This is a genomic window from Marinobacter sp. BSs20148, assembly GCF_000283275.1.
Classification (GTDB): Bacteria; Pseudomonadota; Gammaproteobacteria; order Pseudomonadales; family Oleiphilaceae; genus Marinobacter; species Marinobacter psychrophilus.
Genome location: NC_018268.1, coordinates 1,515,978 through 1,529,985 on the forward strand (window position 1 = coordinate 1,515,978; position 14,008 = coordinate 1,529,985).

Consider the following 14,008-nt stretch of genomic DNA (forward strand, 5'->3'; position numbering starts at 1 on the left):
ATGGCATCGCAGGCCAGTGGTAAAGTTCACCGCATTAGGAACCATTGATAATATTGTCATGACTACCAAAGAAGATCGACTGCGTTTTCTCGCTGAAATGGGCGATGTGAAACGTATAAAACGGCCAAACAAAGCCGATGTTGTGGTGCCTCGCGAGTTGACCCCGGGCCACCTGGAACGTCAGCGGGCGGCCATCGCGTTGCCGCTGAAAGACACCAATCCGCTCACGGCAGACATGGTTGAGCCTTTGACCGCTCAGGATATTCTGAGCTGGAAACGCCCCGGCGTTCAGAACGGCGTGTTTCGCAAACTGCGTATGGGTTATTACCCCAGCGAAGCCAAGCTGGACTTGCACGGAATGACCGTAGACGAAGCCCGGCGCCAGGTGTTTGGCTTTGTTAATGACTGCATGCGCTATGATCTGCGCACGGCAACGATTATGCACGGTAAAGGCGAACGCAACCGCGACGGTATCGCTTGGCTTAAAAGTTACCTTGCCAAGTGGTTACCGGAATTGGAGCCGGTGCTGGCGTTTCATACAACGCAAAAGCACCACGGCAGCACCGGCGCCATTTACATTATGATTCGCAAGAGTGATCGCGAAAAACAGAATAACAGGGAAGCCCACGACCGGCGTGATTAAGCGTCGCCGATGGCAATCTCAACTATAAATCGGAGAAGTGTATGGCCTATTTGCTAACAAAAAAGACCGCTTTGATCATCGTTTCTTTGATCGTCTTGGCGGGCTGCAAAGATCGCGTAATCTGGGAAGATAACGGCGCTATAGAAAAAACCACCGAAAATCGGGAAATCTGGGACACCAACGGCAAAGTGGGCAATGACGATCGCCCGATTTGGGTTAATAAAGACGGCGAAAAAGTCATAAAGTAATGAAAATACCCCGGGCCTTTGGAGTAGTGGGCAAAAGCTCGGCCAGGGCTTCTCTAGCGGTGCTCGCAGCCATCTTTCTAACTGCCTGCAGTCCGTTTGATGCAGCGCGACCCATGATGGACGAATACGTTGAGCGCCTGGGCCGTGTGTTGGAGACCGACCCTCAGTTCAGCGAGCTGGCTCCAGCTCCTATTTTGCCGCGCCGCCGTGAACGGGTTCTGGACATGCCCGAGCTGGAACTCGGAATGTTAGACTTTCTGTCGCTCTACGGCTGCGATCTGCAGTTTGTGGTCGGTGAGAAAAATTCCATCATGGGCAAGGTTATGCAGCCGCTGAACCGTTTGCGGTACGAACTGCGTTTCATCGCCAGCGCTGGAAAATGCCTGCAAAGCAGTATTGATGATGGGGATGAAAAGCTGCAGGACACGTTGCAGCAAGCCATAAGTAGTAAACGTGAGAACCTGCCTATTGCGCTTTGGAACGCAACCTGGGGTGTCGAAGAAGTAGAGAACCTGTTTACCACTAGTAAGGGATTTTATCCGGTGATTGCCAAGAATCCGCTGTCGGACCTTGCCCGTGAAGCCGCCCAGTTAGAACGCGCGGCGCGGAGTCTTCTTAGTGGCGAATTGGAGCAGAATCTGGATTTTGCCGGGGCCGTGCAACAACGTTGGCAGGCCGAGTATCACGCCGGCCAATTGATCAATAGTGCCCTGTTGGTGGCGGCGAGACTTAATGATGGCACAGCGGTGATTAAACGCCGGTTGGCGCAGCGCCCCCTGTGCTTGAATGGCAATCCCAACAATCAGTCCACCATCGTGCAGGGTATGTTTATCAGTATTTACATTGGCAAGGTGCAGCCGTATCTGGCGGACCTGCGCCGTGCCCGCATCGAGCTGTTGGAGCCGTTGGCGCAGCTAGCGCAGATTCAAACCGCCGTGATGCCGCAGAGTTTTCAGCACTGGCAGGCGCTCGCCTTGCCAGCTGACGCCGGTGTTGCGAGTGCTAATGCTGGGAATGCTGGTGTCGAGAGTGCAAACGTGTGGGATAATCTGGATAAGGCCGTGGCCGACCACACCCGCGGCTGGCAGAAACTTTTGGAACAGTGCGGCTTGCGCCCGGGTGCGTAGTGCGTGTTGATTAACGAGCAGTACTTAACAAACAGTAATTAGCAGAATGCGCTTAACAAACAGCGCCTAACGCTGGCTTTCAGGCGTTACCCGCAAAATTTCTTCAACGCTGGTCAGCCCGGCGGCCACCTTTTGCGCGCCACTCAGGCGCAGTGACTTCATGCCGCTTTTGTAAGCGTCGGCGCGCAGCTGCTCCAGTTCACAGCCATCGGTGATTTGTCGCACCATGGTGGTGGACAACTCCAGTATCTCATAGACGCCTGAGCGGCCAATGTAGCCGGTCTGACGGCACTCCAGGCACCCTGTCGGCTGCTAGAATTTTTTTGGCAGAGGCGCACGCCAGGGCTGGGTCAGGGTTTTCCAGGCATGTTCATCGGGCTCGCAGACCATTTTGCAGTGCGGGCAGAGGTTCCGGGTCAGGCGTTGAGCCATAATGCCAAGCACCGTCGCCCGAATCGGGTATGGGGGGATTCCCAGCTCCATCAGTCGGGTGATGGTGCTAGGGGCATCGTTGGTGTGTAGGGTGCTAAGGACTAGATGGCCCATCAGAGCGGCCTGTACCGCCATTTCTGCGGTTGCCATATCGCGAATTTCGCCAATCATGATGATGTCAGGGTCTTGCCGCAGCCGTGGCCGAACGCCTGCGGCTAAGGTCAGGTCGATGTTGGTCTGTAGTTGCATTTGGTTAAACGCCGGCTCCACCATTTCAATGGGGTCTTCAATAGTGCATACGTTCAGCTCTGGTGTGGCAAGTTGTTTGAGTGTGGAATACAGGGTGGTGATTTTACCTGAGCCAGTAGGGGCGGTGACCAACACAATACCGTGGGGTCGGCCGGAAATGCCGTTCCAGCGTTCACGGTCTTCACGGCTGAAACCCAGCTGTTCGTAGGATTTCAGCAGTACGTCCGGGTCAAAAATCCGCAGCACCATTTCTTCGCCAAAGGCGGTGGGCAGTGTGGCCAGGCGCAGCTCTACTTCTTGATTGTCCGGCTTGCGGATTTTTATGCGCCCGTCCTGGGGTCGGCGTTTTTCGGCCACGTTCAGCCTGCCCAGTATCTTCAGGCGACCAGTTCCAGTGGGTGGCGCGTTGCTGTATCGCCTCCGGCGCTGCCAAGGTTGGCCGACAACACACGTTCGCCTTCGGTTTGCAGAATGTCGCCGCTGCTGACCAAAACTGTGCAAATACCCCGCAGGGTTAAGGTCGCACTTGCCGGCGCCTGCGGTACCTTGGTTTGCGGGCGTTTGTCACGGGGAGGCCCTGAAGCCATAAGCTGCGCGTCCGTTGCAGTCATCGGAAGGGAGAGCGGTGTGCTACAAGCAACACTCAGGCCGTCTCGGGCCGGTTTACCTTAAGATGAATCATTGCCACAGTAAACAGCAAGAAGGTTAGCACGGTTGTAATAACCGGCCCGATAGCGCCCTCACTGAGCCAGGCTGACACCACGCCTTGGGTGAAATAGAAAATGATAACAAAGGACAGCCAGATATAAGCGCGACTGTTGCCGCGATACACCGGCACAATAAAACCTACCAGAGGTAACAGTTTTACTGCCAGTACCATAGTGATGGAGACGCCTTCCTCTGGCCCCGGGAAAAAAGTGGTCACCACCAGAGCAATTATAGTGGCCAGATAGAGCGCCAGAGCAATACGTGCTGTTATGAGTGCTTTCGGGTTACGCAACATGTCAGAAATCCGTAATTGTTTAAGATGATTCCGCGACAGCGGATTAGTCGGCCAGTTTCAACGCCAGACGAGCCAGGCGTTCGCCAAATGCTTGACAAAGGATCTGTTCGTGTTCGCTCAGTGGCAGCTGTTCGCCGGTACCGGCGAAATGGCTAGGGCCATAGGGTGTGCCGCCGGTCGTGGTAGCACCCAGCGCTGGCTCGCTGTAGGGCAGGCCGCACAGCACCATGCCATGGTGGAGCAATGGCAGCATCATCGACAGTAATGTGGTCTCTTGGCCGCCATGAAGGCTGCCGGTTGACGTAAAGGCACCGGCGGGCTTGCCAACCAAGGCACCGGCGATCCACAAATCGCCGGTAGTATCCAGAAAGTGCTTCAGCGGCGCGGCCATATTACCAAAGCGGGTAGGGCTGCCAATGGCCAAACCAGAGCAGGCAGCCAAATCGTCCTTACTAACATAGGGTGCGCCTTCATCGGGCACCGGCGGTAATGCGCTATTGGTTTCCGGTGCCACCGGCGGCACGCTGCGAATTCGCGCCTGCATACCGGTCACCCGGGCAACACCTCGAGCAATACGATTGGCCATGTCGGCGGTTTGGCCGGTGCGGCTGTAATACAAAATCAGCACGTAGGGAGCCGGTACGGTCATGGCAAAAGTCCTCAAAATGTTAGCTTGGTAAAATTTATTTACAGAATAGCCAGTACGTTTTCCGGAGGCCGGCCGATGACCGCTTTGCCATTTGCCTGCACAATAGGGCGTTCAATCAGGCGCGGGTTTGCCACCATTGCCGCAATCAGCTGCTGCCGGCTAAGGTCGGCGTTGTCTAGCGCCAGCTGTTTGTATTCTGGTTCTTTACGGCGCATCAATTGCCGTGGTTCCAGCGCAAGCTGTTGCAAAATAATGTCCAACTCTGGCGCTGTCGGCGGCGTATCCAGATAACGTATGATGTCAGGCTTGATGCCTCGGCCCGTTAGTAGCTCCAAAGCCTGGCGGGATTTTGAACAGCGGGGATTGTGGAAAATCCGGGTGGGTTCTGTCATCTTCTCGCCTGATTATGGGTGCGTAGTTGAGGGTTCGTAATAATAGATGCGTGGCGTGCGAATGTGAATTCGTAGGCGTGGAGTTTAACAGGAGGACTTTGCTTGCAATACCCCGTGACCGGTTTTGCCCTTAATACCAGCCGCCTGGCGGCTATTGGATGTTTGTTTGCCACGATGGTTGCGCTGGCGGGCTGTAGCAAGATTGAGCTGGATCGCAATGAAGGCGCGCCACTTGTGTGGAGCGATCTGCGTGGGCAATGGGTATTGGTGAATTACTGGGCCGAGTGGTGTAAGCCCTGCCTGAAGGAATTCCCGAACTGAATGCCTTGAGCCAGAACCCGGCTATCACTGTGTTAGGCGTTAACTTTGATGGTATCAGCGGCGCCGAACTGCGCCAGCTGGGCGTGCGCATGGCCATTGGCTTTGATCTGCTGAATCAGGACCCGGGCCCGCAGTTTGGCTGGCAAACGCCGATTGCGTTGCCGGCTACGCTGGTTATAAACCCACAGGGTGAGTTACAACAGGTGCTGTTTGGCGAGCAGACCCAGGCCAGTATTCGCGCTGCCATCGGCCTTTAAATGGCCGCTGATAGCGGCCAGCTTTATCTGTGTTATCCGTATTTCTGCTTTAATCAGGATTATCTGCAATGACTGCCCAAACCTTTGTACATCTTCGCATTCACTCTGAACATTCCTTGGTGGATGGCCTGGTACGGGTAAAGCCGTTGATCAAACGTGTGGTGGAGCTGGGTATGCCTGCCGTTGGGCTCACCGAACAGTCCAATATGTTCTCGCTGGTGCGATTTTACAAAGCCGCGCTTGGCGCTGGGGTGAAGCCCATTATTGGCGCCGATTTGTGGTTCGAAAACCTGGACGAGCCAGAGAGTCCGTTTCGCATAACCCTGCTGGCCAGCAATAACGACGGTTACCTGAACCTAACCGAAATTGTTTCGCTGGGTTACACCGAAGGTCAGCGTTTTGGCAAGCCCATTATTAAGCGCGAATGGCTGGAAGCCCGAAGCCAGGGCTTGATTATGCTCTCGGGTGGCAAAATGGGCGATGTCGCCAAGGCCATGCTGGCAGACAAACCCAAACTTGCTCGCGACCGGGCTCGCTATTGGCGTGACCTTTACCCCGGCAGTTTTTATCTGGAACTTCAGCGTACTGGCCGTGCAGGTGATGAAGATTGCCTGCACCTGAATGTGGCGCTGGCGGCTGAATTAGGCTTGCCGGTGGTGGCCACCAACGATGTCCACTTTATTTATGCGGAAGACTTCGAAGCCCACGAAGCGCGGGTATGCATTGGCGAAAGTCGCACTCTGGACGATCCGCGCCGCGACCGCCGCTTTAGTGACCAACAGCACCTGCGCAGCGCTGAAGAAATGATCGAGCTGTTTGCCGACATTCCCGAAGCCGTGGAAAACACTTTGGCCATCGCTCGCCGCTGCTCGGTCACCGTGCGCATGGGCGAATACTTTTTGCCCAACTATCCTGTGCCTGAAGGCATGACCATGGACGATTACTTTCGCCGTGTGTCGGAAGAAGGGTTGGAAGATCGTCTGGCCAAAACCCTGCCCAAAGACGATCCGGATTATGACAGAAAGCGCCAGGCCTATTACGACCGGCTGAAATTTGAACTGGATATCATCATCCAGATGGGTTTTCCCGGCTACTTTCTGATCGTGATGGACTTTATCAAGTGGGCAAAGAACAACGGCGTGCCGGTAGGACCGGGCCGTGGTTCCGGTGCCGGTTCTCTGGTGGCTTACGCTCAGTTGATTACAGACCTGGACCCGCTGCAATACGATCTGCTGTTTGAGCGCTTTTTGAACCCCGAACGGGTCTCCATGCCCGACTTCGATGTCGACTTCTGTATGGAAGGCCGTGATCGGGTAATCGCCTATGTGGCCGAAAAATACGGTCGCGAAGCGGTATCGCAGATAATTACGTTCGGTACTATGGCCGCCAAAGCCGTGGTGCGTGACGTAGCGAGGGTACAGGGCAAGTCTTACGGGCTGGCGGACAAACTGTCCAAAATGATCCCGTTTGAAGTGGGTATGACCCTGGCCAAGGCCGTAGAGCAGGAACCGTCACTCAAAGAGTTTCTGGCGCAGGATGAAGAAGCCCAGGAAATCTGGGAAATGGCGATCAAGCTTGAAGGCGTGTGCCGTAACGCTGGCAAGCACGCCGGCGGTGTGGTGATAGCACCAACCAAGATCACCGACTTTTCGCCGCTGTATTGCGACGACGACGGCGGCAGCCTGGTAACCCAGTTCGACAAAAACGATGTGGAAGATGCCGGCCTGGTGAAGTTCGACTTTCTCGGCCTGCGCACCCTGACCATCATCGATTGGGCGCTGAAGATGATCAATCCGCGGCGGGAAAAGCGCGGGTTAAAGCCGTTGGACATTAGCGAAATTCCGCTGGACGACCCGGCGTCGTTCGTGATGCTGAAAAAAGCCGAAACCACCGCCGTGTTCCAGCTGGAATCCCGCGGTATGAAAGACCTGATCCGGCGCCTGCAACCGGATTCCCTGGAAGACATGATCGCCCTGGTGGCGCTGTTCCGCCCAGGCCCGCTGCAATCGGGCATGGTAGACGACTTTATTGACCGAAAGCATGGCAAGCAGCCGATGTCTTTCCCACACCCGGATTTTCAGTATGAAGGCCTGAAGCCGGTATTGGAGCCCACTTACGGGGTTATCCTGTACCAGGAACAGGTTATGCAGATCGCCCAGGTGATGGGGGGTTACAGTCTGGGTAACGCGGACATGCTGCGCCGCGCAATGGGTAAGAAAAAACCCGAAGAAATGGCCAAGCAGAAGCAGTTTTTTCTGGATGGCTGTGCTGGCAATAATATTGATAAGGCCTTGGCGGAAAACATCTTCGACCTGGTGGAAAAGTTTGCCGGTTACGGCTTCAACAAATCCCACTCCGCCGCCTATGCACTGGTGTCTTACCAAACCCTTTGGCTAAAGTCTCACTACACCGCCGAGTTTATGGCTGCCGTGCTTACCGCTGATATGCAGAACACCGACAAGGTGGTTACGCTGGTGGAAGAGTGCCGTAGCTTGAAACTGGATTTGGTTTTGCCGGATGTAAGTACCTCGGAATACGCCTTCACCGCTAATGATGATGGCCAGGTGGTGTATGGCCTCGGTGCAATCAAAGGCCTTGGCGAAGGCCCCATTGACAGCATTGTTACGGCGCGCAAAGAAAATGGGCCGTTCACCGACTTGTTCGACTTTTGCCGCCGGGTTGATCTGAAAAAGGTCAACAAACGTGCGCTGGAAGCGATGATCCGCGCTGGCGCTATGGACAAGTTAGGCGCCGGCCGCGCTCAACTGATGGCCAGTATCGAAAAAGCCATACTGCAAGCGGGCCAGCAGTCGCGTAATGAAGCCGCCGGTATGGTGGACATGTTTGGCGATATGTTGGAAACCGCTATGGACGTAGATGCCTACAGCGATGTCGCCGATATTCGTGAGTGGCCGGAAAAGAAACGTCTTAAGGGTGAAAAAGACACGCTTGGTCTATACCTGACAGGCCATCCATTTGATGAATATGAGCGCGAGGTTCGGCGCTTCGTGCGCTCATCCATCGCCGACCTGAAACCCAATAAATCGCCACAACGGGTAGCCGGGCTGGTGGTGGCGCAGCGCACCATGAAAACGCGCACCGGTTCTACCATGTGTTTTGTTACCCTGGATGATCGCAGTGGGCGCATCGAAGCGACGCTTTTTTCCGAGGCGTTTTTTGAAAACCGCGAGCTGTTGCAGTCAGATCAGGTGATTGTAGTGGAAGGTCAGGTCAGCCACGATGACTACTCCGGGCAGATAAAGATGCGGGTCAATTCGGTGATGGACGTAGCCAGCGCCCGCCAGCAATTCAGCCGCGGTTTGCAGCTGAAACTGAATCAAAGCCAGCTAGACAATGGCCTGCTGGATTCACTGGAACAATTGCTGGCGCCGCATCGCTGCGAAGGCAGCCCGGTGTGGATTGAGTACACCAGTCCGGCCGCCAGCACTCGTATTGAGTTGGGTTCATCCTGGCGGGTAGAGCCCAACGACAGCCTGTTGCTGGAGTTGAAATACCTGGTGGGCGACCGTAGCGTGGAACTGGTCTATGATTGAACTCACTATTTATTTTTTGCTGCGCTCGCCGAGGCGGGTGTGGCAACGGAAAGATTACCATTTTGTCAGTTAGGCGCAGTCAGACCAATGTCCGCTTTAGGCTCGGCGACTGCGCTGTTATCTTTGACACAAATTCTGGCCTGGTAGCTGCGGCTGCCACGAATTCAAATAACGGAACATCATGAACCCTAATTATCTCGATTTCGAACAGCCTATTGCCGATCTGGAAGCCAAAATCGAAGAGCTTCGGATGGTGGGCAACGACACTGACATCAACATCACCGATGAAATTGCCCGGCTCAAGAAAAAGAGCGTGAGCCTGACGGAAAGTATTTTCTCTAACCTTGAGCCGTGGGATGTTACGCGTTTGGCACGGCATCCGCGCAGGCCTTACACGCTCGATTACATCGAGATGGTGTTTGACGATTTTGATGAGTTGCACGGTGACCGGCGTTACGCCGACGACTATTCGATGGTGGGTGGCACAGCGCGTATTAATGATAGGCCGGTCATGGTTCTTGGCCACCAGAAAGGCCGTGAAGTGCGCGAGAAAGTGAAGCGTAACTTTGGCATGCCGCGTCCGGAAGGTTACCGTAAAGCCTTGCGGCTGATGGAAATGGCCGAGCGTTTCAAAATGCCGATTCTGACCTTTATTGACACCCCTGGCGCTTATCCTGGTATCGGTGCGGAGGAACGCGGGCAGAGTGAAGCCATTGCGTTCAACCTGGCGGTTATGTCGCGCTTAAAAACGCCAATAATCTCCACCATCATCGGCGAGGGCGGTTCAGGCGGTGCACTGGCTATTGGTGTGTGCGATCAGCTGAACATGCTGCAGTATTCCACCTACGCGGTTATTTCCCCGGAAGGTTGTGCGTCCATTTTGTGGAAAAGCGCAGACTACGCATCGGAAGCCGCTGCAGCCATGGGCGTAACGGCAGATCGCCTGAAAGATCTGGGCCTGGCGGATAACGTGATCAAAGAACCCCTGGGTGGCGCTCACCGTAAGCCTCAAGATATGGCCAATTCGCTTAAGGCAACGCTAACGGAAGGTCTAGCCGAGTTGACTCGCTTGCCTCTGGACGAACTGGTTGCAAGGCGCTATGAGCGCCTGACCCACTATGACAGCGGACGCTAGCCGTAGCGCCATAGTCTGGCCATCGCCGCTGCGTGATCTGGCCAGGCAGCTTCCCCAGCATGACCGTCTGTGTATTGCTTTTAGTGGCGGTCTGGATTCTTCTCTACTGTTGCATCTGTTCGCGGCGATTACGCCGGCCTCCACTGCCTTATCTGCGCTTCACATCAATCACCAGTTACAGCCTAACGCTGCAGAGGTAGACGCTTTTTGCCGCGATGTCTGCGCGCGCTTGAGCGTGCCCCTGCGCGTCGTATCCGTGACGGTGCCAGTCAAGGCAGAAGGTGTCGGGGGCCTAGAGCAGGCTGCGCGCGCAGCCCGCTACGGTGTATTTGAACAATATTTGCGTGCCGATGAGCTGTTATTGCTGGCCCACCACGGTGACGATCAATTGGAAACCGTGTTGTTTCGTCTTTTTCGCGGCAGTGGCGTGGCCGGTCTGGCCGGCATGCCATTTACTCGTGCCTTGGGTGCCGGTGCTCTGGCGCGACCGTTGCTTGAGTTTTCCCGTGCTCAGCTGGAAGCGTGGACCGAGGACGCCGGGCTGCCGTGGATAGAAGACCCCAGCAACAGCGACCAACGTTTTGATCGCAATTACCTGCGCAACAGCGTGATCCCGCCGCTAAAGGCCCGCTGGCCATCGTTCATACGGCGTGTAGAGGCATCAGCCCGCGGCTGTGCCGACAGCCATTCGCTAAACCAGAAGTTGGCGCAGCTGCAGTGGCATGCCTGCGATGGGGTCTATCAGCATAGCCAGCCACATTCGCTGGACCAGCGTGCGTTTGCTGAACTGTCGCCCCCGGAGCAGGGCAACCTGCTGCGCTGGTGGTGCCAGTCTTGCGGCTTACCTGCGCCTGTGTCCGCAGATTGGCAGCGGACTCTGGCAGGATTAATGGATGCCGCTGCAGATCGTGAGCCGGAACTGTTGGGGCAGGGCTATAGCGTACGACGCTTTCAGCACAGACTGTATCTTGTGGCAGCGCAAAGCCCCTTGCCCGAGGGCTCGCAGTCGGTATTACCGCAGCAGACGCTGCGCTGGGGCGAGTGGACATTGGCGTTGGCCTGGCAAAGTAATGACCACAATCAAGGCAACGATCAGCAAATTGGGCCGCCGCCCATACGGGTATCTACCAGGCAGGGTGGTGAACGCATCCGCTTTTACCCTGATGGTCCGGCAAAAGTCGTGAAAAAGTGGCTTCAGGAACAGGCCGTGCCACCTTGGGAAAGAGCTCGTTTGCCCTTGGTTTTTGCGGGCTGCGGCGCTGCCGAGGAGTTAATTGCGGTGGGCTCTTTATGGTGTTCGGAAAAATACAATGGAAGCGCTCCTTCAAGTGGCTGGCGGCTGACTGTGGGGCGGGATTGTGATTGAGCAGGTTGTGGCTTTCTGGTAGTCTGATCTCCCATCTTGAGATGATAATCTCCCTCCTCCACAAAACCTGACAATCATGGAATCTGCATGACGCGTTATATTTTCGTCACCGGCGGTGTTGTGTCCTCACTTGGGAAAGGAATCGCATCGGCCTCTCTGGCTGCGATTCTTGAGGCACGCAGCCTGAAGGTAACCATCATCAAGCTGGACCCTTACATTAACGTAGACCCGGGAACAATGAGCCCGTTCCAACACGGTGAAGTGTTTGTCACCGACGACGGCGCCGAAACCGATCTTGACCTGGGCCACTACGAGCGCTTTATTCGCACCCCGATGACCCGCCGGAACAACTTTACTGCCGGTCGCGTTTACGAAGAAGTAATTCGTAAAGAACGCCGTGGCGATTACCTCGGTGGCACCGTGCAGGTTATTCCCCACATTACCGATGAAATCAAACGCCGTGTCATTGAAGGCGCCGCGGGCGTAGACGTGGCTCTGGTTGAAGTAGGCGGCACCGTAGGCGACATCGAATCCTTGCCATTTTTGGAAGCTTGTCGGCAACTGAAAGTGGAAGTAGGTTCCAGCCGTGCTCTGTTTATGCACCTTACCCTGGTGCCCTACATTGCCACTGCTGGCGAAATAAAAACCAAACCGACCCAACACTCGGTGAAGGAAATGCGCTCTATTGGCCTGCAGCCAGACATTCTGCTGTGCCGCTCCGATCACGAAGTGGATGCCAGTTCGCGACGCAAAATCGCTCTGTTCACCAACGTTGAAGAGCGTGCGGTTATTCCTATGCGCGATGCCAAGTCGATTTATGTCATCCCGCGTATGTTGCACGACCATGGCCTGGATCAGCTAGTGATCGAGCGTTTCAATCTGGATGCTCGCGAAGCCGACCTAAGCGAATGGGATAACGTGGTTGAATCCCTGATGAATCCGCTGCACGAAGTGACCATTGCCATGGTTGGCAAATACATGGAGCTTCTGGAAGCCTACAAGTCGCTAATTGAGTCTCTGTTACACGCCGGAATCAAAACCCGCACCAAGGTTAATATTAACTACATCGACTCGGAAGATATTGAGCGCGACGGCACCGGTGTTCTGGAAAATGTTAATGCTATTTTGGTGCCGGGCGGTTTTGGCGAACGCGGTGTAGAAGGCAAAATCCGTACTGTACAGTACGCCCGCGAGAACAAGGTGCCTTACTTGGGTATCTGTTTAGGTATGCAGGTAGCGGTGATTGAATACGCCCGCAACATGGCTGGTCTGAAAGACGCTCACAGCACCGAATTCCGTCCCCACAGCCCCGAACCGGTCGTTGGCTTGATCACCGAATGGCTGGATGCCAGCGGTGAACGTGAAGAGCGTACCGGTGACTCCGACCTTGGCGGTACCATGCGCCTAGGGGGCCAGGATTGCGTGCTGGCCGAGGGTTCCAATATTGCTAACTGTTACGGACGCAAAACCATTCGCGAGCGTCACCGTCATCGTTACGAAGTGAACAACCACTTTCTGCCGCGCCTGGAAGAAGCCGGCCTGAAAGTGTCTGGTCGTTCTACCGATGGCAAACTGGTAGAAGTGGTAGAGGTGGAAGACCACCCCTGGTTTGTAGCGTGTCAGTTCCACCCGGAATTCACTTCTACACCCCGCGACGGCCATCCGTTGTTCAAGGGTTTTGTGGAAGCTGCCCTGGGACATCGCAAGGAGCATTGATTCATGGCACAAAGTACCGTTACCGTTGCTGATATCGATATTGCTAATCACAAGCCGTTCGTGCTGTTTGCTGGTATGAACGTGCTGGAGTCTCGTGAGTTGGCGTTCGAGGTTGCTGAAACCTACGTAAAGGTGTGTCGTAAACTGGGCATACCCTACGTGTTCAAAGCCTCTTTCGATAAGGCCAACCGCTCTTCGGTAAGCTCGTTCCGCGGGCCGGGGTTAGACAAAGGCCTGCAGATACTGGCGGATATCAAAGCCAGGTTCGGTGTGCCGATTATTTCCGATGTGCACGTGGCCGCCCAGGCCGCGCCTGCAGCGGAGGTGTGTGACATTATTCAGCTACCCGCGTTCTTGAGCCGCCAGACCGATCTGGTGGTGGCTATGGCAAAAACCGGCGCGGTCATCAATGTCAAGAAAGCCCAGTTTCTGGCACCGCAAGAAATGAGGCACATCATCGCCAAGTTCGATGAAGCCGGAAGCGACCGAATAATTCTGTGCGAGCGCGGCAGCAGCTTTGGTTACAACAACCTGGTGGTGGACATGCTGGGCTTTGGCATCATGAAGTCCATGAACGTGCCAGTGATGTTTGACGTAACCCATTCGCTACAAATGCCAGGTGGACGCGCTGATTCCGCCGGTGGCCGTCGTGCACAAGTGACTGAACTGGCGCTGGCGGGTATGTCTCAGGGCCTGGCCGGTCTTTTCCTGGAAGCCCATCCAAATCCGGACGAAGCGATGTGCGACGGCCCCTGTGCGCTGCGGCTGAGTCAGTTAGAGCCATTCCTCGAAAGGGTGAAAGCTGTTGACGACTTGGTAAAAAGTTTCAAACCCATCGACACCGCCTAATTGGCGGTGTTTCAGTCTGTGTACGAACAACGTGAGAGAGCGGGAAGCGTTTTTTGCAAAGCCGCTT

The 14,008-nt window shown here is 55.2% G+C and carries 14 protein-coding genes and 1 pseudogene; 10 read left to right on the forward strand and 5 right to left on the reverse strand.

Going from position 1 to position 14,008, the window contains the following annotated elements:
- The first annotated feature begins 58 nt into the window (after positions 1–58).
- The 3 genes from smrA to MRBBS_RS06810 are packed head-to-tail and all read left to right on the forward strand — an operon-like array spanning position 59 to position 2,018.
- Positions 59–643 (forward strand): DNA endonuclease SmrA, encoded by a 585-nt coding sequence (gene smrA, locus MRBBS_RS06800; protein WP_041635514.1) that lies wholly within the window; start codon positions 59–61, stop codon positions 641–643.
- A 41-nt stretch (positions 644–684) separates the two neighbouring features.
- Positions 685–891, forward strand: coding sequence for a hypothetical protein (locus tag MRBBS_RS06805; protein ID WP_014870711.1), 207 nt, complete (start codon positions 685–687; stop codon positions 889–891).
- The gene (locus tag MRBBS_RS06810; RefSeq protein ID WP_050996600.1) at positions 891–2,018 is read left to right on the forward strand and encodes a DUF3080 domain-containing protein; all 1,128 of its coding nucleotides are present in this window, start codon (positions 891–893) and stop codon (positions 2,016–2,018) included. Before MRBBS_RS06805 ends, MRBBS_RS06810 begins: the two co-directional genes overlap by 1 nt.
- Positions 2,019–2,084: 66 nt before the next feature.
- Here the strand turns inward: MRBBS_RS06810 and MRBBS_RS06815 are convergent.
- From MRBBS_RS06815 to arsC, 5 genes and pseudogenes are all read right to left on the reverse strand, one after another.
- Positions 2,085–3,083: pseudogene (locus MRBBS_RS06815) on the reverse strand (GspE/PulE family protein); the annotation flags it as partial.
- Entirely contained in the window at positions 3,077–3,286 is a 210-nt protein-coding gene (locus MRBBS_RS19630; protein WP_014870715.1) for a hypothetical protein, read from the reverse strand. The gene MRBBS_RS19630 and the pseudogene MRBBS_RS06815, both read right to left, overlap by 7 nt.
- 56 nt (positions 3,287–3,342) lie before the next feature.
- Entirely contained in the window at positions 3,343–3,702 is a 360-nt protein-coding gene (locus MRBBS_RS06820; RefSeq protein WP_014870716.1) for a DUF2069 domain-containing protein, read from the reverse strand.
- A 43-nt stretch (positions 3,703–3,745) separates the two neighbouring features.
- The gene (gene wrbA, locus MRBBS_RS06825; RefSeq protein WP_014870717.1) at positions 3,746–4,351 is read right to left on the reverse strand and encodes an NAD(P)H:quinone oxidoreductase; all 606 of its coding nucleotides are present in this window, start codon (positions 4,349–4,351) and stop codon (positions 3,746–3,748) included.
- 38 nt (positions 4,352–4,389) lie between these two features.
- Positions 4,390–4,743, reverse strand: a complete 354-nt coding sequence (gene arsC / locus MRBBS_RS06830) for an arsenate reductase (glutaredoxin) (protein ID WP_014870718.1) — start codon at positions 4,741–4,743, stop codon at positions 4,390–4,392.
- Positions 4,744–4,845: 102 nt separating this feature from the next.
- On the opposite strand from arsC, the gene MRBBS_RS19945 reads away from it, so the two are divergent.
- The 7 genes from MRBBS_RS19945 to kdsA all read left to right on the forward strand — a co-directional run bounded on the left by MRBBS_RS19945 (position 4,846) and on the right by kdsA (position 13,941).
- A complete protein-coding gene (locus MRBBS_RS19945) occupies positions 4,846–5,064 on the forward strand; it encodes a TlpA family protein disulfide reductase (RefSeq protein ID WP_014870719.1) in 219 nt (72 codons plus the stop codon).
- Between the two features lie 5 nt (positions 5,065–5,069).
- Positions 5,070–5,321, forward strand: coding sequence for a TlpA family protein disulfide reductase (locus MRBBS_RS19950; RefSeq protein ID WP_014870720.1), 252 nt, complete (start codon positions 5,070–5,072; stop codon positions 5,319–5,321).
- Positions 5,322–5,389: 68 nt separating this feature from the next.
- A complete protein-coding gene (dnaE, locus tag MRBBS_RS06840) occupies positions 5,390–8,875 on the forward strand; it encodes a DNA polymerase III subunit alpha (protein WP_014870721.1) in 3,486 nt (1,161 codons plus the stop codon).
- Positions 8,876–9,056: 181 nt separating this feature from the next.
- Positions 9,057–10,010 carry an acetyl-CoA carboxylase carboxyl transferase subunit alpha gene (gene accA / locus MRBBS_RS06845; RefSeq protein WP_014870722.1) on the forward strand — a complete coding sequence of 318 codons (954 nt, stop codon included), beginning with the start codon at positions 9,057–9,059 and terminating at the stop codon, positions 10,008–10,010.
- Complete coding sequence (gene tilS, locus MRBBS_RS06850) at positions 9,994–11,376, forward strand: tRNA lysidine(34) synthetase TilS (RefSeq protein ID WP_014870723.1); 1,383 nt, start codon at positions 9,994–9,996, stop codon at positions 11,374–11,376. The genes accA and tilS overlap by 17 nt, the downstream gene beginning before the upstream one ends.
- 87 nt (positions 11,377–11,463) lie before the next feature.
- Positions 11,464–13,092, forward strand: a complete 1,629-nt coding sequence (locus MRBBS_RS06855; RefSeq protein ID WP_014870724.1) for a CTP synthase — start codon at positions 11,464–11,466, stop codon at positions 13,090–13,092.
- A 3-nt stretch (positions 13,093–13,095) separates the two neighbouring features.
- Entirely contained in the window at positions 13,096–13,941 is an 846-nt protein-coding gene (kdsA, locus tag MRBBS_RS06860) for a 3-deoxy-8-phosphooctulonate synthase (protein WP_014870725.1), read from the forward strand.
- The last annotated feature ends 67 nt before the right edge of the window (positions 13,942–14,008 follow it).